The sequence below is a fragment of the Bifidobacterium indicum genome, from assembly GCF_036987015.1.
Classification (GTDB): Bacteria; Actinomycetota; Actinomycetes; order Actinomycetales; family Bifidobacteriaceae; genus Bombiscardovia; species Bombiscardovia indica.
In genome coordinates this window covers 609,597-634,113 of sequence record NZ_BTXM01000001.1, presented here as the reverse complement: position 1 = coordinate 634,113, position 24,517 = coordinate 609,597, and the positions used below count along the sequence as shown (strand labels likewise).

Here is a 24,517-nt window from a genome sequence, read left to right as displayed (position 1 = left end):
GGAGGGTCCATGTCCGTGTCGGTTGATGAGGATGGGGATAGGTCTGTGGTACCCGTTCTGGCCCAGGTGGTCAAGGTTCTGGAGGGGCTCTATCCGCTGGAGTACGCCGAGGACTGGGATCACCCCGGACTAGTCGTTGGCGATCCCACCTGGCCGGTCCATACGATCGTTTGCGCTGTTGACCCCCGGCCTGATGTGGTCGATCAGGCCATCGCCCAGGGGGCCGACCTCCTGATCACCCACCACCCGCTCTTCTTCAGGTCGGTTCACGAAGTTTCCGGTCTGGGTTTCCGCGGGGCCATGGTCAACAGGCTGATTGCCCACCGTTGCGGGCTCTGGGTCGGGCACACCAACGCCGATGAGGCCTATCGTGGGGTGGCCCATGCAGCAGCGGACCTCCTCGGGCTCAAGGAGACCAGGCCCCTGGTGCCTGTCCAGCCCTCGGATCACGACCTTCATGTTGACCAGGGCATCCAGGTTGGACTGGGGCGTCTGGGAAGGCTTCCCGAACCCATGACCCTGGCTGATCTGGCAGGACGGGTGGCCGACATCCTGCCCCCCACACGCCTTGGTATCCAGGTGGCCGGTCCTGGATCCGCCTCGGTGTCCACGGTGGCCCTTCTTCCCGGTTCCGGGGATTCGGAATTCGATGTGGTGCGCAGAAGCGGGGCCGATGTCTACATCACCAGTGACCTTCGCCACCATCCGGCCACCGACGCCTACCAGGAAGCCCTCTATACGGCTCGCCTTGCGGACGCGATGGGGGAGGGTAACCAGGAGGCCACACCGCGGCCCATGCTGATCAACACCCCTCATTCGGCCATTGAGGGCCTATGGTTCCGTTACGCCCTGGATGACATTCCAGATGCCATCCATGATGAGACCGGTTTTACCCCGGAAATATCGGAGTCGCCCATCCAGACCGATCCGTGGACCATGGTTCTTCGTCGAGGCTCTGATTCTTGTCTGAAACCGAGTGATTCCCATCCGGCGGATCAGGCGATTCGGCACTGTTGCGCTGATTCATGTCGCGAATAGGATGTTTCTTGTCCCATGGATCAGGTCATTAGGTGATACAGGCCGACCCATCTGATTTGGCGGATTCTGTCAGGTGATTGTCGTGTTTCCAGTTCCTGCTCAAGCAGGAGACGCCTGTTTCAAACAGGATCAGACTCCTCCTTCAGGGTTGGGCGGCGGATGCAGGCGTAACCTGAACGAAGACGGCGTTGGCCGGCTATGATGGTCGGCTTCAAGGAAACGGAAGGCGGAAAGGTGGATGGAGCCGATGACTGATGTTCCTCAGAGTGTGCACCCGCGGAGCTGTTCCAGCGGGGACGAGGCCGGTGGCCCGGGCGGTCGGGCCATCGACCAGAGGCTGGCGGATCAGGGAGGGGAGGGGACCGACATGTCCTTGGAGCCCCGTGAGATTCGCAGCCACGAGGTGTTTTCCGGGCCCATCTTCACCATCCTGGACAAGCTGATTGAGTTGCCCCAGGTAGATGGTTCCGTGGAACGTATCCGACGTCAGCTGATCCACCACGATCCCTGTGTGGTCATGCTGGTCCATGACCTGGCCTCCGACACCTACCTCCTGACCCGTGAGTACCGCGTGGGGGCGGGACGGTATGTGCATGGTCTGCCTGCCGGGTTCATGGACCGGGGTGAGACCCCGGTCCAGGCCGCCCTGCGAGAGCTGCACGAGGAGACCGGTCTGGTGCCGGGCGATAAGGAATCAACCACCTCACCGGCTGGTCCTCCCGAGGGACTGGCCAAGGATGCCGGATTCATCGACCCGGGACCGGGCGTATACTCCTCCCTGGGAATGAGTGACGAGTTCGGACACATCATGGTCATCCACCTGAGCAGGTGGCACAAGGAGAACCGGCATTTCGACCCGGGGGAGCACATCCAGTCAACCTGGGTGACCTGGGAGGAACTGGTGGATGCCGGCATACAGGACTCCAAAGCCGTCGTGGCCATCCAGCATGAGGCCATCAGACGCCTTCAGGAGGGGAAAAGTCGGGCTAGCCGGATTTGAACCGGCGACATCCTGCACCCAAAGCAGGCGCGCTACCAAGCTGCGCTATAGCCCGAAGCCCAGGGGCTGAGCCCGCCAGGCACAATTCATCAATATAGCACGATGGCTCCACCATCGTTCCTCAGACAAGCTCCCAGCTTGCGGCTACCATGGGGACCATGACAGTGGCAGAGACATGGGCGGCGCCGCAGGCCGAGGGTCCCTTGAAGGCAGAGGTGACGATACCGGGGAGCAAGTCCCTCTCCAACCGGTATCTGATCCTGGCGGCTCTGGGAAGCCGTCCCGTCAGGCTGACAGGCCTGCTCAGATCGAGAGATACGGACCTGATGATCCAGGCCCTGGAGGCTCTGGGTGTGGGGTGTCGGGTCAATCCGGAGGATCCTACGGATCTGGAGGTTGAACCACCGGCAGATGGGCGCTTCCACGGTGGTGCCCAGGTGGACTGCGGACTCGCCGGAACCGTCATGCGGTTCCTTCCCGGCCTGGCCATGCTGGCCGACGGCCCCACACGCTTCGATGGGGACGAGCAGGCGTATCACCGTCCCATGGGGCCCCTCCTGGACGGGTTGACCCAGTTGGGAGCCGGGATTGACTACCTGGGCGAGGAGGGTTTCCTGCCCTTCGATCTGGTACCGCCGGATCGCCTTGTCGGCAGGGAGATCACCATAGACTCCTCAGCCTCATCACAGTTCATCTCCGGACTTCTGCTCCTGTCCCCCAGGGCGGAGGGCACCATGACCATCATCCACCGGGGCGACCACCTGCCCAGCCTGCCACACATCGCCATGACAGTGGAGGATCTGTGCCGGGCCGGTGTGCAGGTTCAGGCCGATCCCGACCACTGCAGGTGGAGGGTGGAAAGGCGGCAGGACGGGGGAACGAGGCTGCCTGTGCGTGTCCAGGTGGAGCCGGACCTGTCGAATGCGGCACCCTTCCTGGGGGCGGCCCTGATAGCAGGCGGCAGTGTCACTGTGCCCAACTGGCCTGGTCGCACCACCCAGCCCGGAGGTCTCCTGCCTGGTTACCTGAAGACCATGGGAGCTGGAGTCGAGATGGTTTCCGACGGGCAGGGGGGTGCCTCCTGCCGGGTGACCGGCAGGGGATCCATTCATGGGCTGGGAGACTTCGATCTTTCCCCAGCCGGGGAGATCGTCCCCTCCATTGCGGCCATGCTGGTCTTCGCCGATGCCCCCAGCCGGCTGCATGGCATCGCCCACCTGCGCGGCCATGAGACCAACCGACTCAAGGCCCTGGTCACCGAAATCACCAGGGTGGGTGGTCGGGCCCATGAGCTTGATGACGGCCTGGCCATCGACCCCGTGCCTCTCCGGGACATGCATGGGGCTGTCATGGAGACCTACGCCGATCACCGGATGGCCACCTTCGCAGCCATGATCGGACTACGGATCCCCGGAATCCAAGTGCTCGACATCGGCACGACAGCCAAGACCATGCCGGACTTCCCCGGCATGTGGGGACGGATGCTCCATGGGTCGAGTGAGATATCGCCTGACAGCTGACCTCCCTGCTGGCGAAGACGGAAGATGGCAAGGGGTGGAGAATGCCGATATCGCAGGAATTCGAGTGAGAGGAACCGTAAGATGAGCAAGGATCCTGATGGGCAGACCTGGCAGGATGACCTGGACCTGGCCATTGCCATGGCAGACCAGGCGGATCAGGTGACCACGGACTATTTCAGATCACCGGAACTTCAGGTGGAGCGGAAGGCGGATGACACCCCGGTCACCCAGGCCGACCGGGAGGCGGAGGCGGTGATCCGGCGCACACTGGCCCAGGCCCGGCCTGACGACACCGTCTATGCCGAGGAGCTGGGACGTCAGGAATCCAATGGCAGACGGTGGATCATCGATCCGATTGACGGGACCAAGAACTATGTGCGCGGCGTCCCCGTCTGGGCCACCCTGATCGGTCTGGAGGTCGACCGCCAGATGGTGGTCGGTGTGGTGTCCGCCCCCATGCTGGGCACCAGTTGGTACGCCGCCCAGAGCCAGGGGGCATATATGGTCCACCAGGGTGAGGCGCCCAGGGCCATCCACGTATCGGAGATCGACCGCATGGAGGATGCCTCCATGTCCATTTCATCACTGACCGGATGGAAGTCCATAGGCCGTCGGCAGCAGCTCCTGGACCTGACCGACCGTATCTGGCGTCTGCGGGGATTCGGCGACTTCTGGCAGTACATGCTCCTGGCCCAGGGGGCCATCGACCTAGCGGCCGAACCCGAACTCGACCTGTACGACATGGGGGCACTGGTTCCCATCGTGACCGAGGCGGGAGGGACCTTCACGGATCTGACAGGCAGTCCCGGCCCATGGGGAGGCAATGGATTGGCCAGCAATGGTCTGCTTCATAAGGAGGCCCTGGCAGCCTTGGGCGACCAAAAGGAATAATCCGGCCTTCCAAGGCTCGACCCGGTCATCCTGCTCAGCCCGCCGGTCGAACCTCTCCTATCCGGTTCTGCCCCTTGAGCCGCCCCCACTCCTACCTACGGCATGACTCCGGTGTTGTGTCTTTGATTCGCCACACTGGCCGATTCCGGCCCTCCCCTCTTGTCGGTCAAGAGATTCCAGATCATTTGCCCAAGACTTGGTAAACAATATATACTCTGGGAAATACCTCCAAGATTGAAGTCCTGCTCTTACGGCCTTGATTCTCACTGTAGATGATGATGAAGCCGTCCTTTCAGTTTTGAAAACGGGTCTGGAAAAGGACGGACACTGGATACAGTGCGAGAATGATCCTCAACATATTGCTATTAAGGATGCCGGAAGAATCGATCTGATCATACTCGACATCATGATGCCTGGCATTGATGGTATCGAACTGGTCAGCCGTATACGACAGGCGACCGACAACCCCATATTCTTTCTCTCCGCCAAAACTCGGGTGCAAGGATATTCAGGCGGGGTTAAGTACGGGCGCAGACGATTACCTCACCTCACAAAGCCATTTGACACCAACGAGCTGTGTGCCGCATACAAGCTTGCCTCCGCCGCGAAAAACGTGATCATGCCTTGTGGATGACCGAGGGGAATTCTAGTTTTGACCTGTCCGGTCAAACAGTGTATTTCCAAGACAAGCCTGTGCACCTCACTCCTGGGGAATTCGGCATATGTTAATTCCCGACGAATAACCACGGACACATATTCCCGTGCGACCAGATTTTTGTCGCGGTTTTCGACTCTGCTGATTTCAGGCAGAAATAGTCCATCGTCACGCATAGTAAGAACATACGTTTGAAATGGGCCGGTTCCACGTTGACCCGATTGTTACGCGATGGGGAGTAGGGTACCTATGGCAGTCATAAAACAAACCACGCCGCGGTCCCTACCGTCGCGCTTTCTCCTTTTCCTCTTGGCAGGTGTCGTCATTGTTGCAGTAATTCCTGCGCCCTTATATGGTATCGCTATACAGGCAGGGGTGATATCGAATGCAGATACTGACCGTAAGTCTGCAGAGACTAGTATCAATCGTATTGATGGGGACAAGCGCTTTGATCCGGCTGCTAACGGTCCAGCCAACAGTTACATGGAACTTGACCTGTCATTTTCACCTACTACTACCTCGAACATGAGCAGGACAGACCAAGAAGCGGCAATAGCTCATATACGAGACAAAAAACCAGACTTCCCCGTGGGGGTAGCCACCCCACCGAGTGGGTATGTGGCCATTGCCTATTCCACTGTGCCAGCTTTTGCGAACACTTTTTTACATCAGCATTTCCTCAAGCCCGATAATCTTGTATTCTATTTGTCTTTTGATCAATGAGATTCCGGTCTGCCTGAGTTGTGTCTTATGGTCCAGTGCAGTGCTCAGTCGCGGGCTCATACCCCTGAGTAAGGCTTGTAGGTCAAATTCGCGACGGCAACTTGGATTTCGACACCGGACAATCCAGGATCAAAGAAATCAACAAGATTGCCGAATCGGTTGAAATCTCAAACAATAATCTGCGTCTTTCCCTTGAGAGTCAATGGAAATCCGAACACCAACACCGAGACCGTATTTCGGCTTCGGCCCATGAAATCAAAACCCCTCTCAGTGGTATCTCCGGCTGGGCGCAGCTCCTATGTGAACGGAACTCAGCCTGGAGCGGTACAAGTCTGTCACCACCCTCCACCGTGAGGAACATGCCATTGATGGTTTGACCAATGAATCTCATCAATGTGGCCATTCGCGCATCAAGCGATGAACAGCCGACCATAAATCTGTACCCGTCATTGGTTTTATCGCAGAATAACCGCTTCTCTGCAAGGTCCGGCCGATATGCGCCAAATCCACATGGAGGTGCACCTTCCTGAGGGAGAATGCAAGACCACCATTGATCCTGACCCGGCAAGGCGGGCAGTGATCAATGTCATTGCTGATGCTCTACGTGATGCACACCGGAACACGGTCAGGTCGTCATCAGCGCCAGCGCAAGCCCTGCCCTCACCGTACGGGTGGGAGGATAGCGGTCCTGGCTTTACCAAGCAGGATTTACAGGAGGCGACCAAGATGCCATATATGGCGGACAGCAGCAGAAGCGGACGGCACTTCGGGTTTGGGCTGGCCGTGGCGAACACCAATGGTGAACTTCACGGCGGTCAGTTGATTCCAGGGAAATCGGTACAGTTGGGCGGGGTGCTGGTCGATATGATTTTTGGCTCATTGAGCGGTAAGTCCTGATACTGGCAGGGAAACTGTTGATTGTCCTTCAAAAAAGCAGCATACTACCGATATGACTGAAACTCCGGCCAAATATGCCTGGGCAAATGTATAAGGAGTATGCATACCGCCCATAATGGAAACACAGGACCTGACTAAGCAGTTTGGACACGGGTCGCTTCCACCACTAGCTGTGAATGAAGTTGATCTTCACATAGGTCAGGGGCAGGTGTACGGCCTGCCTGGGCCTAACGGAGTGGGACGATCCACCGCGCTCGAACTACTGGCCGGTATGCTCCATCCCGCAAGTGGTCGCATCCTCTTTGGATGGACACTTCTGGACCCGCGACGACCTGTACGATATCGGATCTCATCGAGAATCAGCCACTCCATCCCGATTTGACGGTTGCAGAAAACCTGAACGTTCGCGCAACCCTGTTTGGTCTGCCGCAATCAAGTGTTGATGACGTACTGCAGGTGGTGCATCTGACTGAAACCGGGCGGAAACGCATGAACCGGTCTTCCATGGGCATGAAGCAGCGTCCAGGAATCGCGTCAGCCCTCTTGACCCACAATAAGTTGCTCATTCTCGATAAGCCGGCCACATGCGCCTTATGATCATTTCAACCATAGCGACGCTTATGCTCGCCGCGATCGCGCTCGCACGGCTCAATCGGTTTGAAGATAACCGCCAAGGTGATAGTTAACGGTCCATGTGCAATTGTGCATTTGCGCGGTCATCACCTGCCTGTCAACCTGGGATCAGGCCTTGCGGCGGCATCTTTGGCGCGTACAGGGTTGTGTGCATAGATATGAATCAGTACACAGATGTAAAAGAGGCCGGTAACCACAGGTGATGCCAATGGTTACCGGCCTTCTGGCCCCTTGTTGTCAGAACCGAAATCTCATTCCGGCAGTTGGGCCGAGGTGGGGGTCAGCCAATCGGATCAGGCCTGGAACCTGTTGCCGTAGGAGTCGCCCTGGCTGGCCACAACCTCGGCCTGGCGGGCGATGGAGAGCTCCTCGTTGGTGGGGATGACACAGACCGTGACTGTGCTGTCGGGGGTGGAGATGATCCTGCTCTCCTTGGACCGCGCGTCGTTCCTGGCCTCGTCAAGCTTGATGCCGAAGGGTGCCAGCTGTTCGATGACCCTCCTGCGGACGATCTCGTCGTTCTCACCGACACCGGCGGTGAAGGTGATGGCATCCAGGCCGCCCATCTGGGCGGTGTAGTTGCCGATGTAGCCGACGATGCGGTGCACGTAGATGTCCAAGGCCAGCTTGGCGTCCTCATTGCCCTCGGAGATCAGACGGTGAACCTCGCGCATGTCGCCGAAGCCGGTCAGACCGGTCATACCGGAGCGCTTGTTGAAGAGGGTGTCCAACTCGTCCACGCTCATGTGGGCGTTGCGGATCAGGTGGAAGACCACGGCCGGGTCGATGTCGCCGGTGCGGCCGCCCATGACCAGACCCTCAAGAGGGGTCAGGCCCATGGAGGTCTCGACCGGGTGACCGGAGATCTGAGCGGAGGCCGAAGCACCGTTGCCGATATGCAGAACGATCTGACGCAGACCCTCGGCGGGCTTGCCGATCAGGTCGGGGACCAGCTGGCCCACATACTGGTGGCTGGTGCCGTGGGCACCGTAGCGGCGGATGTGATACTGTTCGGCGATTTCCTTGTTCAGGGCGTATGTGGATGCCTTCTTGGGCAGTTCGAAGAAGAAGGAGGAATCAAAGACGAAGACCTGGGGGGTGTCGGGCATGAGCCTGCTCATGACCTCGGCACCCTCGGCCTCGGGCCCGTTGTGGAGGGGGGCCAGGACCGCCAGGTCCTTGACCTGGCTCAGGGTCTTCTCGGTCAGGAGGGCCGGCTTGGGGAAGATGGAGCCACCCTGGACCACTCGATGGCCGACGGCGATGATGCCGGCCTTGTCCAGGTCGGGGCCATACTCCTTGAAGAAGCCCAGAACGCGCTTCAGACCGGTCTCATGGTCGTGGATGGGCTCCTCCAACTCGTGCTTCTGGCCTTGGTACTCGTGCTTGTAGTGTCCATCTACGGGCTCGCCGATCTTCTCGACCAGTCCGGAAGCCAGGGACTGGCTGGTTTCCAGATCCACCAGCTGATATTTGATCGAGCTGGAACCCGAATTGATAACTAGGACGGTTTTCGCCATTGGGGCATCCTCCTGATGTACTGGATAGAGCATAAAGCTCCTCAATCAGTCAACAGGATACTCGTTGGCCCTTACAAATGGCTTTGGAATGCCACTTTCAGGGCATTATCAGCCCTGGAAAACAATGAGGACCCGATTCTGAAGAATCGGGTCCAAGGACCGTGGGGCCTCCCCAAGGGGGGGGGGCCGCTGATGGGAGAGATTCAGCTCTGCTGCGCTTCGACTGCGGTAAGGGCGACGGTATTGATGATGTCGGCCACCAGAGCGCCGCGTGACAGGTCATTGACCGGACGGTTCAACCCCTGCAGAACAGGACCGATGGCCAGGGCGCCCGAGGTGCGCTGGACGGCCTTGTAGCCTATGTTTCCGGCGCAGAGGTTGGGGAAGACGAAGACATTGACCTTTCCGGCAACCTGGTCGCCCTTGGCCTTGGCGGCCGCCACGGTAGGCGACCAGGCCGCATCGAACTGGATCGAGCCGACGATGGGCAGGTCCGGGGCCTTCTCCTTGGCCAATCGCGTGGCCTCCTCGACCAGGTCCACGTCCGGCCCCTTGCCGGAACCCAGTGTGGAATAGGAGAGCATTCCTACCTTGGGGTCGATTCCGAAGGACCGTGCGGTCTGGGCCGACTGGATGGCGATGTCGGCCAGCTGCTCGGCGTTGGGGTTCAGGTTGATGGCGCAGTCGGCGAAGACGGCCACGTGGTCACGGAAGCACATGAGGAAGGCCCCGGAAACCAGGGAGGCATCGGGCTTGGTCTTGATGACCTGCAGGGCAGGACGGACCGTGTTGGCAGTGGAATTGATGGAGCCTGAGACCAGACCATCGGCCTTGCCCAGGACGACCAGCATGGTGCCGAAGTAGGAGGCGTCGGTCAGTTGCTGACGGGCCTGATCGGGGGTCACACCCTTCTTGGCCCTGAGCTGGCAGAGTTTCTCGGTCATGGGTTCCAGGACGCTCTCGTCATCCATGGCCTGGAAGGTGGCCTTGTCAAGGTTGTTCAGGCCCAGTTCCTTCCCCCGGGCCAGTATGGCATCCTTGGCACCGACGATGATCAGGTCGACGATGTCTCGTGCCAGGAGGTAGTCGGCAGCCTTGATGATGCGATCCTCACCGCCCTCGGGCAGGACGATCGTTTTCTTGTCGGACTTGGCTCGTGCCAGGAGGTCGTTCTGGAAAGCCGCCGGCGTGGTGACCCGGGGTTTGGATTCCTCAACGGCGGCGAGTACCTGGTCCAGGTCGACGTCCTTGGTGAAAGTCCGGTAGGCATCTTCACGGATTTGTCCGGCAGTGGGGTCCGAGTCGAAGTCCTTCCTGGAGACGGTCCAGACCGGACGGTCATAATCCTTGAAAGCCTCCTGCAGCGGTGCCTTCTGGTCCTCATTGCAGCCGGAGACGAAGACCCCGGCCAAGGTGGTGCCACTGGCCTCAACGGTCCTGCGGCAGGCCTGTACGGTCTTCATGACCTGCTTGGGTTCGCGGCCGATGGTGCAGACCACCAGAAGGACGGGGGAACGCAGGTCAGCCGCGATGTCGGCATCGAGGTCCATGATTTCCGGGTCGAAGACTTTGGAGTGGTCACTGCCGACCACCAGAACCATATCGGGCTCGGCCTGGGCCATGACCCGATCATGAGCTGCAAGGGCATCGGCACGGGTCTGATCCGGATCCTGCGTCGCCTTGCAAGGACAGGTGCCGCGGCAGGTCTCCGCAGTCAGCTCAGGCGAGCTGCTGGCTTTGATAAGGGTATCGGTCAGCATCTCCTTGCGGCAGGCAACCGGACGTAGGATGGCCGTCTTCATCCGGGCCGACAGGGCCTTGGTAAGACCGTATGCCACGACGTTACGACCGTTGGCCGCCTCCGGGCTGATGATGGTGATGCTTGCAGGACTCACTGTGTCTCTCCTGTTCATAGGTCTTGTGTGACTGCTTCGTTCACAACCATCCTCAGTATAGGTGCTCGATACAACACCCATGGTGCGGGGAAGTCTGAATCAAGGTTTGGAACCTTGGAAATCCAAGGCTTTCACAGTCATTGCAACAGAATGAAATACTCCGGTCGGTCAGGTCTGGCGCCACTATATTGTTTGTCATATGTGTCACGGCAGCTCTGAAGTGCTCCCGACGAAAGGAGTGAAGGAAAGGCTGACCGGTGTGACCTTGACGGAGGTTGCCCAATCAGCCGGGGTCTCCCTCTCAACGGCATCGCGCGTGTTCTCACGTCCTGGCAGGGTTGGGCCGGAAACCAGGAACCGTGTATTGCAAACAGCAAGGCGCCTGGGATACCACCAGAAGGTCGTGTCTGTTCCGACTGATAACCGTATTCAAGGCTTCCTGGCCGTGGTGGTGACGGATTTGGAGAATATTGTTTCAGCCAGAATCGCCAGAGGAATACAACGCTCCTGTCAGTCACGCAAGTTTGGCCTATCCATTCTTGACACACAGGAAAGTGTGGCCCAGGAAGCCGGTTCCATCCGTGGAATTCTGAGCCACGTGGACGGGCTCATCCTCGGGTCCTCCAGACTGTCAGACGCTCAGATTCGGCATTTCGCTTCCACTAAACCAATTGTCGTGCTCAACAGGGTGGTTCCGGGTATTCCCTCGATTTGGGTGGACGAGTCGGCCAGTATCGAACAGGTGCTTGAAGACTTGCGGAGGAATGGGCACAGCTCCCTGTCGTATATGCAGGGTCCAGAGAATTCCTGGCAGAATGTAGTCAGGTTGAGGGCTGCCACGGTCTCTTCCAAAACACACGGGTTGGAACTCAGGGTGCTTCCGTGCGCCTATCCTGTCGAGGAACGTGGCCACAGGGTCTATGAGGCCTTCTTGAGAAGTCCGACGGATGCGGTGTTGACGTTCAATGATGACATCGCCATCGGGTTTGTCCGTTATCTGGAGGAACACGGAATCTCGGTGCCGGAGCAGGTTTCGGTGGTCGGCATTGATGATAACCCGATTGGTCGGTTCATGACCCCGGCCCTGACCACCATCCGTATTCCCCATGCTGAAATGGGTTTTCAGGCTGCCCAGATGCTCATCGATGAGATTCTTCACCTATCAGATCGTCACGCCACGGTTTGCAGCGTCTCCACCAGCCTCATAGAACGAGCAAGCACCGGCGCAGCCCCAGGTCATGTTCTGACGTAGGGCCACGTCGGTGCTGCTTTCGGTCCTTTACCTGACCGACTTGATCGAAAGGACGAAGAGGACGGAGAGGACGGACATGACGATGGCGATCGGGAAGATGTAGATGTAGGTCCCGGTCATCGATACGATGATGGAGGTCAGAGCCATGCCTGCGGACTGACCGGCAGTCGTAGCTGCGTTGATGAAGCCCAAATCCTTGCCCGCGTTCTCCTTGCTGGGAAGAACGTCCACATTCAGTGCCTGGTCGATAGCCATAAAGATTCCCTGCCCTAAGGCCACGAAGATCGAGGCAATGTATATGCCGGTGATGGTACGCATGGCCAGGGGGAAGATGAATCCGATGATGGCCAGTACAGCGGAAAGGGCCACCATGGGTTTGCGGCGGTGAATGCGATCGGATAGCGGCCCCACAAACATGGCCACGATGGAAGCCACCATCTGGAAGATGGCGATTGTCGAAACGACCTTGGCGGCTGATGTCTTGGTCAGACCAATGTAGTCCTGGCAGATGTAAAGCCAATAACCGGAGAGCATCTGGATGGCCAGCAGGAGCAGGGTCCGGCAGCAGAAAGCCTTCCAGAAGTCAGGGGCGTGCATGGGAGGGGTGAAGGAGTAGACGATGTGCTTCCATGCGCTCTGCCCTGTGTCAATGGTCTTTTCGTCCTTGTTGCCGGGCTCCCTGGGGATGATGGCCAGGAAGAGCATGGCCGAGATGAACATGCAGAATGAGGCGATAGTGAAGCCCATGTGGACACTGTCAATGAATCTTGCTCCGACCCAGGCGCCGATGGCCAGGCCAAGGGTGTTGCCGAAGCCGATGGCGGACGAGATCGTACCCCGGTACCGTTTTGGAACGCGGTCCGAAACGGTTGAGTAGATGGGGGAATTCATCATGTTGAAACTGAGTTTGGACAGCCAGAGTGTGATAACCAGACCTGTTATGATGCCGATGTTGCCCATGAGCAGGTAGAAGGCCAGGGTGAGCCATGCGCCCCAGAAGAGCCATGGTGAACGGCGACCGAATCTGGATCTGGTCAAATCGGACAGGGCACCGACGACGATGTTGGCGACCAAAGCCACGATGGAGCCGATTGAGGTCATTGTTCCTAAAACAGCGGTGGGGTTGGAGGCTCCCATGTCCTTGATGCGCTGTGGCAGCAGGACCTGGCTGACCATGGCGAAGCCGATGGACATGATAATCCAGAATGCCAGGTAGCCGATGGTCCATCGGGCCAGGTTGAACCCCTCGACGTCTATTCCGTCATCATCGGCCTCCATGGCCTGTTCCGATAAATCCGTTTTGTGTGAATCCATGAATCTCTCCTTTAACCTCAACAGCCTTGTTCAGATGGAAATAAGGTCCTTGGCCGTGAAGCCCAGCCTGACCTGATGGTGGTCTCCCTCAGGGTTGGGGAATCTGACCAGGGCGCGCCGGGTCTGGCCGTCGAAAAACCATCCACTGGTGGTCTCACGGAATCGGTCCATGCTCAGATGCCTCTTCAGGGGTCTGCCGTCCAGCTCGACCTCGAGGGGGGCCATGGTCCTGGACAGCACGGCCAGGGTCATCCGCTTGACCTTGGTCGTGAAATCACCAGTGCCATCCATATTCAGAGTGACGCCCTGCTCATCGGGGTGGACGCTGATTTCGGTCTGCCGGTACCCACCATGGAGGTAGTCCATGGAAACGCCATCATCCTCATACAGGTCGAAAGATGTCTCGCGATTGGGCTCGACCAGAATCTCCAAGTGGTCGATGGGATCATGATGGAGATTGGTCAGCTCCTGGCAGGTCGGTATGATGCCTCCAGCTCGCATGAAGAGCGGAATGCTGCCCAGGTTAACGGGAACCTCGATTTGACTACCTCCAGGGATATACCGGTGGCTGGTCAAATCGAACCAGTCGGTCCCCTTGGGGAGGTAGACCTGAATGCTGTCTACGCCCTTGTCCAGGACGTTGGCCACCAGGAGGGAGGGCCCCAGCATGAATTCGAAGCTCTCCTCATAGGTGCGGGGGTCGTTCTGGAATTCATAGACCAGGGGACGCATGATGGGTGACCCGTCTACGGACGCCTGATGGAGTAGGGCATAGAAGTATGGGGCGAGGCTGTAGCGAAGCCTCATGGCCTTGCTGATGTACTTGGTGTAGGCCGGATACATCCAAGGCTCGGTGACCGTGTTGTCCGTATTGCAGGAATGAATAGAGAAGCGGGGTTGGAAGATGCCGTTCTGAACCCAGCGCACGAAGAGCTCCGGGTCCGGGGCCGGGCCATCGAAACCGCCGATGTCACACCCCTGGTTCGCCACTCCCGACAGGCCCATACCCAGGATGGTCGGTACGTTGTACTTGAGATTGGTCCAGCTGGTTCCGTTGTCACCCGCCCAGGTCTGTGCGTAGCGCTGAATGCCCGCAAACCCGGCCCGGTTGATAACGTAGGGTCGGGTGCCGGGTGCGTATTCCTTGACTGCATCCTGTGCCGTCTTGGCCATCATGGTTGACATAATCGGTTTTACCATGCTGATGGGAAGGTGCTGTCCTTCGGCATCGACCAGGGCCTGGTCTTCGTTGATTTCATACTCGTTGTTATCGTTCCAGATGCTGGTAATGCCCAGGGAGAGCAGGTTATTCCGCATCTCCGCGGCCCATGCCCGACGGCCGGACGGGCTGGTGAAATCCACGAAGTGGGCCGGTCCGCCCCAGTATCGGTCCTCCTGCCAATCCGTGCCGTCGGGTGTCCTGACGTAGGCCTCCTCCTGTTCCATCCGTTCGGTGTAAGGGTGGGTTGTCAGCATGCCCGGCTTTATGTTGGGCGCCAGGAGGGCCCCCTTCCCCTTGAGATGGTCCACGAACCCCTTGGGGTCGGGGAAGCGGGTCTTGTTCCATGTGAAGACGTAACGTTTCCCGTCCGGTCCGCTCGTGTACCCGGAGGAGAGGAAGAATCCATCACAGGGGATGTCGTTCTCTCTGCAGGTGTCGATGAAGTCTTCGATGGCCTTGTCGCAGTCCTTGTCAAGTTCGGTGTAGAACATGGTTGAGCCCATGTATCCCAAGGATGACAGTGGCATCATGACGCTTTTTCCGGTCAGATCCGTGTAGTGATGGACCACATCGGCAATGGTGGGCCCACCGATGAAGAAGAGGTCAATGTCGCCGGCTTCTGCCTGAAAGTAGCTGTACCGGAGCCAGTAGTTGCTGTGTTCGGAATCCATGTCAAAGACCGAGTCGGCACTGTTGTTGTAGAAGAGGCCGTGGGCCAGGCCGGTGTCCTCGTTGAAATCAATGTAGAAGGGGATCATCTTGTAGAGGGGATCGCTCTTGGAGGCATCCCACCCCAGGGAGTCCGTGTTGTGCATCCGCATCCTGCGGCGGCGCTTGTCGAGGTCACCGGATTTCTCGCCGAACCCATAAAAGTGTTCGTGGTCTCCCATGCTGGAATAGTGGGTAGGGCGGCCCAGGCTGTCTTCGACGAAGGCCCTGCCGGGCAGGTCACGATGGATTACTCTGCCTTCCAGGTCGGTAATCGTGAAAGCAAATGGTTCCGGGGCTATATTCAGGATATATCGACCATTGGTGACGGTCTTGATTCCTTCAGGCCCATCCGCCACATCTATCTGTATGGGTTTGACCCGCTCGCGCTCATCGGCCATCAGATGATCGGTACTATCCTTCCAAGCGGTCTTGACCAGGGCATAGGAGAGTTCGGGTTTGAACTCCTGGTCAAAGGTGCTCCGTATACGGATGATGTTCTGGTCGAGCAGGTAGATTCTGAATCTGGCTCCGTTGGTGACCAGGTCCAAATAATCACCATGGTTGTCCATACTGATCAGCTTGGTGCTGGTTTTCATGACTGCCCTCCTTGGCGTCCTTGCGTGGAATAGCTTCACAACGGCCGCCCACCGAGGTGCTTATGCCCATTCGGCAGCGTCATGCTGCCTGACGTCCATTGCGATTACCTCCATTGTCGTCAGAAGGCAGGGAGAGCAGGAGGGTTTGCCAAGATTTTCCAAAAGGCGGATGAGATTATTGATTTCACAGGGAAGTTGCCGCCCCTGAGCATCCGGCAGGTTGGAGCATACCAGGATATGAAAAACCCCACCACCCGAAGGTGATGGGGATTCCGGAGGTCCTATCTGTGGTCGGGCTGATTCATCAGCCTGCAGGACCAGCTGATGATATTACTCGTTGTCTCCGGCGGTGGCGGCGGTGGCGGAGATGTTCTCCTGGCCGGCGCGGTTGGCATCGGGCCAGACCCAATCGGTGTAATCGGGGTGGTCGTAGCCCTTGTCCACGGCGAACTGGAAGGCCTCGTCGCGGAACCTGGTCCACTTGTCGATCTGGTCGGCGTACTTCGAGGCATCCACCATCTGCAGGGCGGAGGCCGCCAGGCACCAGCGATCCATGTTGTTGACCCGTACCATGTCGAACGGTGTGGTGGTGGAGCCCTGCTCCTCGTAGCCGTGAACCTTGAAGCTGTCGTGGTTGGGGCGGCCGTGGATCAGGCGGTAGATCGAGCCGGGATAGGCGTGGAAGGCGAAGAGGACGGGCTTGTCCTTGCTGAAGAGCTTGGTGAACTCCTCATCGGACAGGGCCTGGTCGTTCTCCTCGACGTCCTGGATCTTCAGCAGGTCGACGACGTTGACGAACTGGACCTTCAGGCCCAGCTTCTGGAGCATGTCATCGGCTGCCAGGGCTTCCTGGGTGGGAACATCACCGGCGGTGCCGATGACGATGTCGGCATCCTCGGCATCCTTGGCGTTGGAAGCCCAATCCCAGCGTGCGGCGCCCTTCTCCAGTTCGGCTGCGGCCTCGTCCACACTCTGATAGGTGGCGGCGGGCTGCTTGCCGGCGAAGATGGCGTTGATGCAGTTGGTGGACTTGTAGCAACGCTCACCGACGTTCAGCAGCATGTTGGCATCCGCGGGGAAGTAGATGTTGCTGACGTGGTCGTTGTTGAAGTTCTTGTTCAGCAGGATGTCGACGAAGCCGGGATCCTGGTGGGAGAACCCGTTGTGGTCCTGACGCCAGACGTGCGAGGTGACCAGGAGGTTCAGTCCGGCGATGGGCTTGCGCCACGGAATCTCGCGGACCGTTGCCTCCAGCCACTTGGCGTGCTGGTTGATCATCGAATCGATGACGTGGACGAAGGACTCGTAAGAGCTCCAGATGCCGTGACGGCCGGTCAGGAGGTAGCCCTCCAGGAAGCCTTCCATCTGATGCTCGGAGAGCTGCTCGATGACCTGGCCGGTGTGGGCCATGTGCTCGTCGGTCAGTTCAGAGAGGTAGTCGGCGTCCCACTGCTTGTTGGTCACATCGTAGGCGGCGGCAAGACGGTTCGAGGCAGTCTCGTCGGGTCCGAAGATGCGGAAGTCGGTGGGGTTCTTGGCCAGGACGTCGCGTGTGTAGTAACCCAAAACGCGGGTGGCCTCGGTGGCTCCCCAGCCGTGACCATGCTTCTTCACGTCGATCTCGTAGTCGTGCACGTCGGGCAGTTCCAGCGGCTTGAGCAGCCGGCCACCGTTGGCGTTGGGGTTCTCGCCGATACGCAGGTCTCCCTTGGGCATGAAGCTCGTCACCTCGGGCCGCAGGGCACCTTTCTCGTCGAAGAGCTCCTCGGGCTTGTAGGAGGAGAGCCAGTCCTTGAGGACCTGGAAGTGGGCCTCGGTATCGCGGGCGGAGGCCAGCGGCACCTGATGGGCGCGCCAGGAACCCTCGGTCTTCTTTCCGTCGATGAACTTGGGGCAGGTCCATCCCTTGGGCGTGCGGAAGATGATCATCGGGTAGAAGGGACGGGTCATGTCATCCGTCTGCGCCCGGGCCTTGATGTCGCAGATCCTGTCGAAGACGGTCTCCATGAGGTCCGCGAACCGGGCGTGGATGGAGAGGTGGTCCTCGTTGTCGAAACCGGCCACGAACTCGAAGGGCTCGTATCCCATGCCGTGGAAGAACTCGTGCAGCTCCTCGTCCGAGATACGCGACAGGATGGTCGGGTTGGCGATCTTGTACCCGTTCAGGTGCAAAATCGGCAGGACGATGCCGTCGGTACGGGGGTTGACCAGCTTGTTGGACTGCCAGCCGGTGGCCAGGGGGCCGGTCTCGGCCTCACCGTCGCCCACGATGCAGGGGACGAAGAGGCTGGGGTTGTTCATGATGGCGCCGTAAGCATGGGAGAGGGCATAGCCCAACTCGCCACCCTCGTGGATGGACCCGGGGGTCTCAGGCGCGAAGTGGGAGGGAATGCCGCCCGGGTAGGAGAACTGACGGAAGAACTTCTGCAGTCCGGCCTCGTCATTGGTGATCTTCGGGTAGTACTCGCTGTAGGTGCCATCCAGATAGGACTGGGAGGTACCGGCAGGGCCGCCGTGGCCTGGCCCCATGATGATCACGGTGTTCTGCTGGTGGTCGGCTATCAGGCGGTTGATGTGGCCGAGCAGGAAGTTCAGGCCGGGGGTGGTGCCCCAGTGGCCGACCAGACGGTGCTTGACATCCTCCCGGGTGAAGGGCTCCTTCATCAGGGGGTTGCTGCGAAGATAAATCTGTCCGATGGAAAGGTAATTGGCTGCGCGCCAATACTTATCGACGGCCTCGAGGGTCTCCTCGGCGATGGGGGTATCCAGCTTCGCCCAGGGGGTGCCAATAACAGGATTCGTCATGTGTACTCCTGCACTATAGTGCGATTGTTTATTTACCTCGGTTACAGGTCATAATGTCGTTTCTTCTGCGCGAACCATGACCCATATCCAATGCTCTTATGCTACGTGAAAGAGCAGACTTTCTGAACGTTTTCTTGCTGTGTGTGTTCACTCTTGTGAGAAAAAGCTTGGCTTTTGTCTGGTTTCACTTGCTTTGACAGACGGGGGGGGAGATGGCATTGCGGGTGTGCGGGAGCGGTCTGAACCAAAACCCCAGCGGTTTCGCAGACCGGTACGCTCCACCCTCTCAGCCTGGAGGGGAGTGGCGTTACCATTGTCGAAAACACCGACAATACTGTAGGTATCCTTCTGACCGGATTCCGGATCCCGGCGCAGACAGGGGCACAGACAAGGTACGACCGTATATAAGGAGTCATATGGCACAGGGTCCCGTCCTGGTGGTTGATTTCGGCGCACAGTATGCACAGCTTATTGCCAGGCGCGTCAGGGAGGCGGGTGTTTATTCGGAGCTGGTTCCGCATTCCATGTCCGTGGATCGGATGCTGGACAAGGATCCCCAGGCCATCATCCTCTCCGGCGGCCCGGCCTCGGTCTATGTGGACGGTGCCCCAGCCATCGACCGTCGTATCTTCGAGGCAGGTGTGCCGGTTTTGGGCATCTGCTACGGCTTCCAGGTCATGGCTCACGAGCTGGGTGGCCTGGTCGACAAGGCGGCCCAGGGTGAATACGGCAAGACCGAAGCAGTAATCGATGACCCCAGGGGTATTCTGCAGGACTCCCCGGCCAGACAGGACGTCTGGATGAGCCACGGTGTGGCCGTCAATCAGGCCCCGGAGGGATTTGAGGTCCTGGCCCATACCGAGGGAGCGCCGGTGGCGGCCATGCAGGATCCGGCAAGGGGTCTCTATGGGGTCCAGTGGCACCCCGAGGTCACCAACACCCCGATGGGGCAGGACCTCATCGAGCATTTCCTCCATGATTGCGCCGGTCTGCCCTCCAACTGGAATGCCTCCAACATCATCGATGACCAGGTCCAGGCCATCCGGCGTACGGTCGGTCCCCACCGGGTCATTTGCGGACTTTCGGGAGGCGTGGACTCCGCCGTGGCCGCCGCTCTGGTCCACAAGGCGGTGGGGGATCGGCTCACCTGCGTCTTCGTTGATCATGGCCTGCTGCGCAAGGGCGAGGTGGAACAGGTCAAGCATGACTTCGTCAAGGCCACGGGCATCAGGCTGATCGCCGTCGATGCATCCGAGGATTTCCTTTCCGCCCTCAAGGGTGTTTCCGAGCCGGAGCGCAAGCGGAAGATCATCGGCGAGAAGTTCATCCGCGCCTTCGAGAAGGCCGCCAGGCAGGTTGTGGAGCAGGCCGGCCAGCAGGGCGAGGAGGTCTGCTTCCTGGTCCAGGGAACCCTCTATCCGGATGTGGTGGAGTCCGGTGGTGGTGACGGCGCCTCCAACATCAAGTCGCATCACAATGTCGGTGGTCTCCCCGAAGACCTGAACTTCACCCTGGTGGAGCCCCTGCGGACCCTCTTCAAGGATGAGGTCAGGGCCATCGGCACGGAGCTGGGCCTGCCCGACGAAATCGTCTGGCGTCAGCCCTTCCCGGGTCCTGGTCTGGGTATCCGCATCATCGGCGACATCACCCGGGAACGGCTGGATCTTCTCCGGGAGGCTGATGCCATAGCCCGTGAGGAGATGACCAAGGCCGGTCTGGACCGTGACATCTGGCAGTGCCCTGTGGTTCTTCTGGCCAATGTCCACTCGGTGGGCGTCCAGGGTGATGAACGCACCTACGGTTCGCCTATCGTCCTGCGTCCGGTCGGTTCGGAGGATGCCATGACGGCCGACTGGTCCCGTATTCCCTATGATGTGCTGGCGACCATCTCCACCCGGATCACCAACGAGTGCCCGGGCATCAACCGCGTGGTCCTGGATGTTACCTCGAAGCCGCCGGCCACCATCGAGTGGGAGTAAGAAGGTTCCGCTTCAAAGACGGCCTGCGCAGGTTCATGCCTGTGTGTAAATGCAGGAACCTTGCAGTTTTGCCCGCTTCTGTCGATGATGTGAAGTTAAGCCTATGGATCAGCCTCGGAACCCTAGCGGTCCGGGGCTTTTCGCTGTCCCAGAACCGGCGCCTTCATTTCGCGTGTTGCCGTTGAAACAAACAGACCAGACCCGGCAGCAGTCCGTGAGTGACGTGGCTCAGATTACGCCCGACTGGTTTCGTCGCTGGCCTTCCTGAGGGTCTTTGACGGCTCGGTATCGTTGCGCGAATACTATTTCAGGCTTCGCTTCAGAACCTGAGGCATCTTCCTCGAGCTGATCATCCCGATTGCATCATCTGAGTCGTCTGACGGATCATCGGGTGGAACACGGCGTTTGATTCCCTCGGTTTTTGCCTGCGGATTGATCACTTGCACGTTCAGGGTGGTGTTAATCTCCTCGACCGAAGTCCAACGCTTGATAAGCACCTCCTCACAAAGGCCAGCAGTTTTGTACACTCATCATGCATGAAATGTCCGTTGGTTGCGAGGGTCATGGATGTGGCCGCGGTTATTCCTGTCTTCCTCCAACGGTGCCCGGCAACACCCCGCCGCCAGCGATGAGTGCAGTCCCGCCGACCATCCCTGAACCGCCGGAGGCAATAGCTCCGCCGCCGAGATAGGTCTCCTCCGGTTTCTCGCCAGCTTCAGGGTTCCGTTCCTCATGCGTGGCTATCGCGTCGGCAACGCACGCAACCACGAAAGGTGCGATACCGACGTAAGTGATCCTCAGCAGGAAAACCTCCTGCATCCCGCCCTGTATTCCACGCACGGCTGCATCGGCGAAATCGACGGTTGTGTAAACACTCCGCTTGATCCCGTCACCATATGACGCATGGCTGGTGTGCCCGGGGAAGGATGCTTTCCGGAGCGATGCGACAGAGATCACTGAAATCTTGAATCTTCCAGTCACGAATCCCTCTGAACAGTCTGTTGCGGAAGTAGATTCCGCGGACAAGGCACTGATCGAGCAGTACAGGAGCCGCCTGCTGCCCAGCTCTCCGAGCAAGCCGATCTCCATGCGGGGGTCAACTGCTTCTCAGTGCCCATGATGATTTCTCCGCAGGCCTCATGGTCTGCAAGACCGGTGCCGTTGAACAGTTTGGACAACCATGCCCTGAAGTTATTATCAACGCTCTTGGCTTTTTTGAAGTAGGGGAGTGCCGATATTTCCTTCACGAAGCAAATCAAAGGGCCGGGTATGCCGGTGCCGTCATTGATGGTTCCACCCGAACCGGCCATGTCGCTGGTCATGTGGGACAACCACTCGATTGTTCAGAAGGTGGATTTCTTCTGCAAGTTCTTTCCGAGATATTGCCGGTGCGATCGGGCACGGGTACGACGAGAAGGTCCCCGCCCGTATTAGTGCCTAGAGACAAGCCGCTGAAATGAGTGAAGATCGACATCGCCAATCCACCGATGCTGAAATGGTGTGCGAAGTAGCGGAAGTGGTGCTGTTGTCCGCCGCCAAAGGCATTGGTGTCGCCATCCGCTGACAATGGATGGTGCTTTTCGGGGGTCCTTATCGCCCCACTGAGGGAGTCGCCTGTATATCCTTCGATCCGGGCGATCTTTTTGATGATTCGCTCGACTTACCATGACCCGGTCGCTTGCGCGGTCGATCGAGAGCCCCCCGGCGAAGAAGTCGTCGGTAAGGCCGGCAATGACACCGCTGATCACGGCAACGACGTAATCGACCTTATCCGCTTCGCGACTACCTTCCGCTCGCACTCGATATGGTCTGGTAACCGTTCTGGGATCCTGATGCTGACCTGATCGGCTATATTGGTTGACTCGGTGCTGACAGCATCGGAATCGATGCGCCCAGGCAACAAACGATGCTCTGGGAACACTATTTCATATTGCATGACCGGCATATCGTCATTGGGGGTTGTCGGTTCCGGCACCGGATCCGTCTTTCCTGTGTGTTCCGCGAATAATCGGGACCGCTGATTGCTCATCACTGCACATTGTCATGAATCGAGACCTGTCTGGTCCGGTCCTTGTGATCCTTGGGGGTGGCATCTTCGTTCGTTTCCGCAACGATGCGCAAGCTGCCTCTCCCGAGGTCAACAATAGCGAGGGTATCTGGGGATCGTCGGTTTCCGAGATACCTCGGTGCCATACAAGGTGCACATGGGGAGGATTGAACATCATTCCACGAGACGTGAGCCATGGTACCGGTGAAGGCGAGCGATTTATTTGTTTTTTGGGGGGTGGGGTAACGATCAGCCCTCATTCGGTACCGGATGGCAGGGAAAGAAGATGGCATGGAAACCGGCGTCGAATGTCCGGCAATCCATGCCATCCGAATCAGGAGGAGAGTCCGCCATGCATCTCAGACCGTAGAGTCGAGGACCAGACCCTCGTTTGCCTCTTCCCTCACGAAGAAAGGCGTTTTCAGGCCTTCGAGTGTCACTCGGCGGATAGAGCAATGGTTGGTGTTTTCCATGAAGATGCCGGATTGGCTCAATTTGGGGGCGTTCGCAATCATTGCCGGTTCTGCCGGCTGGCTATCCTCGTCCATGCTTATATCCATATCATGCATGGTCAGGTCCTTGATTGGCATCTCGGGCAGACCATAAATAAATGCCGCGGTCGACCTGACTTTGGTGGCGCGGATGTCATGAATGAGAATGTGCCGGTATTGCGGGGTTCCTGAATCGACGGGTCGGGAGGATTTGTCCCAAACACAGGGTTCTTTTCCTGCTGGTCCATAATGGTAGTATGAATTAATCACTACGGGGCAGAGGGTATCAGCCATGACGATGTCGGATGCCACGATATCTGAGATGACTCCGCCCCGGCCACGTCTCGTTTTCATTCTGATTCCACGATCGGTCTGATCAAACACGCAACCGGTGATGACCACGTTGCGTATGTCGCCACTCATCTCACTGCCAAGGACAACTCCGCCGTGGCCATGCAGCATGTTGCATCCACTGATGATGATGCCCCGACAAGCGGACTTACGTGTGGTCTGTTCTGTTCCGGACTTGATGGCGATACAATCGTCACCTACATCAAATGTGCAGCCTAACACTCTGACATTGCTACATGATTCGGGATCCAACCCGTCAGTATTGGGTGAATCTGATGGATTGTGCACGGTCACGTTGGTGATGAGCACGTTGTTGCTTTCCAATGGATGCAGGGTCCATGAAGGTGAATTCACGAACGTTAGATCCTGGATGGAGATGTTGCTGCAGTTTTCCAGCGACAACAGGAACGGTCTGGGATATTCGAGATTGTCTGTGCTGAACCGCTTCCACCAGGTTTGCCCACTCCCATCTATCAAGCCGGTACCTCTGAGTGTGACATGATCGAGACCTGTGCCGTATATGCAGGCACGGTGCATTTCCCTCGAGACGCCTTCCCATCGGGAGATGACCGGCGGATAGAGAGATGAATCAGGAATGAAACTGATGCGAGATCCCGATTGAACCGTAAGTGTCAGGTTGTCGCAAAGGGCAATGGACCCTGTCCGGTAGACGCCGCCTTGCAGAACAAGCTCACCACCGCCTTGGGTGCGGATAGCTTCAATCGCACTGGTGAATGTCTCGGTATTGTCCGTCGTTCCATCTCCGACGCCGCCAAAATCTTCAATCGTATATTGACTCATTGTTCCGATGGCTTCTTATCTGTCTCTTTTGACACAATAAATGTTAACAAGCAGTAAGCTAGCACTTTTCCATGTGCAGTCAAACTGTGCATAATGGTTGATTACCGCTTTTCAGCAGTTGCAGAGCTATACAGGTTCGCATTGAACCACACTGCAAACCGTGCAGGCTGAAGGAC

General features: G+C 58.3%; 19 protein-coding genes and 1 tRNA gene. 11 read left to right on the top strand and 9 right to left on the bottom strand.

All coding sequences use genetic code 11. The features are described 5' to 3' along the window. The first annotated feature begins 9 nt into the window (after positions 1-9). Together AACP59_RS02775 and AACP59_RS02770 are read left to right on the top strand one after the other, a co-directional pair. Positions 10-1,038, top strand: coding sequence for a Nif3-like dinuclear metal center hexameric protein (locus AACP59_RS02775; protein ID WP_339349757.1), 1,029 nt, complete (start codon positions 10-12; stop codon positions 1,036-1,038). Between the two features lie 247 nt (positions 1,039-1,285). Next, a complete protein-coding gene (locus AACP59_RS02770) occupies positions 1,286-2,038 on the top strand; it encodes an NUDIX hydrolase (protein ID WP_339351153.1) in 753 nt (250 codons plus the stop codon). On the opposite strand, the gene AACP59_RS02765 is transcribed toward AACP59_RS02770, so the two are convergent. Further along, positions 2,020-2,093 (bottom strand) — tRNA-Pro (locus AACP59_RS02765). The two genes, AACP59_RS02770 and AACP59_RS02765, sit on opposite strands and share 19 nt — an antisense overlap. Before the next feature lie 94 nt (positions 2,094-2,187). On the opposite strand from AACP59_RS02765, the gene aroA reads away from it, so the two are divergent. The 7 genes from aroA to AACP59_RS09475 all read left to right on the top strand — a co-directional run bounded on the left by aroA (position 2,188) and on the right by AACP59_RS09475 (position 7,321). Continuing rightward, on the top strand, positions 2,188-3,558 hold the full coding sequence (gene aroA / locus AACP59_RS02760; protein ID WP_370465957.1) for a 3-phosphoshikimate 1-carboxyvinyltransferase: 1,371 nt from the start codon (positions 2,188-2,190) through the stop codon (positions 3,556-3,558). Positions 3,559-3,639: 81 nt separating this feature from the next. Further along, positions 3,640-4,449, top strand: a complete 810-nt coding sequence (gene hisN / locus AACP59_RS02755; RefSeq protein ID WP_339349754.1) for a histidinol-phosphatase — start codon at positions 3,640-3,642, stop codon at positions 4,447-4,449. Between the two features lie 256 nt (positions 4,450-4,705). Continuing rightward, positions 4,706-5,083, top strand: coding sequence for a response regulator transcription factor (locus AACP59_RS02750; protein WP_339349753.1), 378 nt, complete (start codon positions 4,706-4,708; stop codon positions 5,081-5,083). 270 nt (positions 5,084-5,353) lie between these two features. Further along, the gene (locus AACP59_RS02745; RefSeq protein ID WP_339349752.1) at positions 5,354-5,827 is read left to right on the top strand and encodes a hypothetical protein; all 474 of its coding nucleotides are present in this window, start codon (positions 5,354-5,356) and stop codon (positions 5,825-5,827) included. 495 nt (positions 5,828-6,322) lie between these two features. Then, positions 6,323-6,724: an ATP-binding protein gene (locus AACP59_RS02740; protein WP_339349751.1), complete on the top strand. Its 402-nt coding sequence runs from the start codon at positions 6,323-6,325 to the stop codon at positions 6,722-6,724. A 115-nt stretch (positions 6,725-6,839) separates the two neighbouring features. Continuing rightward, positions 6,840-7,106 (top strand): ATP-binding cassette domain-containing protein, encoded by a 267-nt coding sequence (locus AACP59_RS09480; protein ID WP_370465956.1) that lies wholly within the window; start codon positions 6,840-6,842, stop codon positions 7,104-7,106. Beyond that, a complete protein-coding gene (locus AACP59_RS09475; RefSeq protein WP_339351154.1) occupies positions 7,031-7,321 on the top strand; it encodes an ATP-binding cassette domain-containing protein in 291 nt (96 codons plus the stop codon). Before AACP59_RS09480 ends, AACP59_RS09475 begins: the two co-directional genes overlap by 76 nt. 329 nt (positions 7,322-7,650) lie before the next feature. Here the strand turns inward: AACP59_RS09475 and AACP59_RS02735 are convergent, their stop codons facing one another. Further along, complete coding sequence (locus AACP59_RS02735; protein ID WP_297316044.1) at positions 7,651-8,877, bottom strand: acetate/propionate family kinase; 1,227 nt, start codon at positions 8,875-8,877, stop codon at positions 7,651-7,653. 203 nt (positions 8,878-9,080) lie between these two features. Continuing rightward, positions 9,081-10,772 carry a phosphate acetyltransferase gene (gene pta, locus AACP59_RS02730; RefSeq protein WP_370465955.1) on the bottom strand — a complete coding sequence of 564 codons (1,692 nt, stop codon included), beginning with the start codon at positions 10,770-10,772 and terminating at the stop codon, positions 9,081-9,083. A gap of 199 nt (positions 10,773-10,971) precedes the next feature. Between pta and AACP59_RS02725 the strand changes: the two genes are divergently transcribed. Then, a complete protein-coding gene (locus AACP59_RS02725) occupies positions 10,972-12,024 on the top strand; it encodes a LacI family DNA-binding transcriptional regulator (RefSeq protein ID WP_339349747.1) in 1,053 nt (350 codons plus the stop codon). 27 nt (positions 12,025-12,051) lie between these two features. Here the strand turns inward: AACP59_RS02725 and AACP59_RS02720 are convergent, their stop codons facing one another. The 3 genes from AACP59_RS02720 to AACP59_RS02710 form a co-directional block, all read right to left on the bottom strand. After that, positions 12,052-13,338, bottom strand: a complete 1,287-nt coding sequence (locus AACP59_RS02720; protein ID WP_339349746.1) for an MFS transporter — start codon at positions 13,336-13,338, stop codon at positions 12,052-12,054. A 30-nt stretch (positions 13,339-13,368) separates the two neighbouring features. Next, positions 13,369-15,867 (bottom strand): glycoside hydrolase family 31 protein, encoded by a 2,499-nt coding sequence (locus AACP59_RS02715; protein ID WP_339349745.1) that lies wholly within the window; start codon positions 15,865-15,867, stop codon positions 13,369-13,371. A gap of 330 nt (positions 15,868-16,197) precedes the next feature. Continuing rightward, entirely contained in the window at positions 16,198-18,672 is a 2,475-nt protein-coding gene (locus AACP59_RS02710) for a phosphoketolase (RefSeq protein ID WP_297316049.1), read from the bottom strand. 416 nt (positions 18,673-19,088) lie between these two features. Here AACP59_RS02710 and guaA point away from each other — a divergent pair, with 416 nt between their 5' ends. Then, entirely contained in the window at positions 19,089-20,651 is a 1,563-nt protein-coding gene (gene guaA, locus AACP59_RS02705; RefSeq protein ID WP_339349744.1) for a glutamine-hydrolyzing GMP synthase, read from the top strand. 579 nt (positions 20,652-21,230) lie between these two features. On the opposite strand, the gene AACP59_RS02700 is transcribed toward guaA, so the two are convergent. The 3 genes from AACP59_RS02700 to AACP59_RS02690 form a co-directional block, all read right to left on the bottom strand. After that, positions 21,231-21,632 (bottom strand): hypothetical protein, encoded by a 402-nt coding sequence (locus AACP59_RS02700; protein WP_339349742.1) that lies wholly within the window; start codon positions 21,630-21,632, stop codon positions 21,231-21,233. Next, entirely contained in the window at positions 21,629-21,973 is a 345-nt protein-coding gene (locus AACP59_RS02695) for a hypothetical protein (RefSeq protein ID WP_297316052.1), read from the bottom strand. The genes AACP59_RS02700 and AACP59_RS02695 overlap by 4 nt, the downstream gene beginning before the upstream one ends. A gap of 1,084 nt (positions 21,974-23,057) precedes the next feature. After that, complete coding sequence (locus tag AACP59_RS02690; protein ID WP_297316054.1) at positions 23,058-24,341, bottom strand: glycoside hydrolase family 28 protein; 1,284 nt, start codon at positions 24,339-24,341, stop codon at positions 23,058-23,060. Positions 24,342-24,517 lie beyond the last annotated feature (176 nt).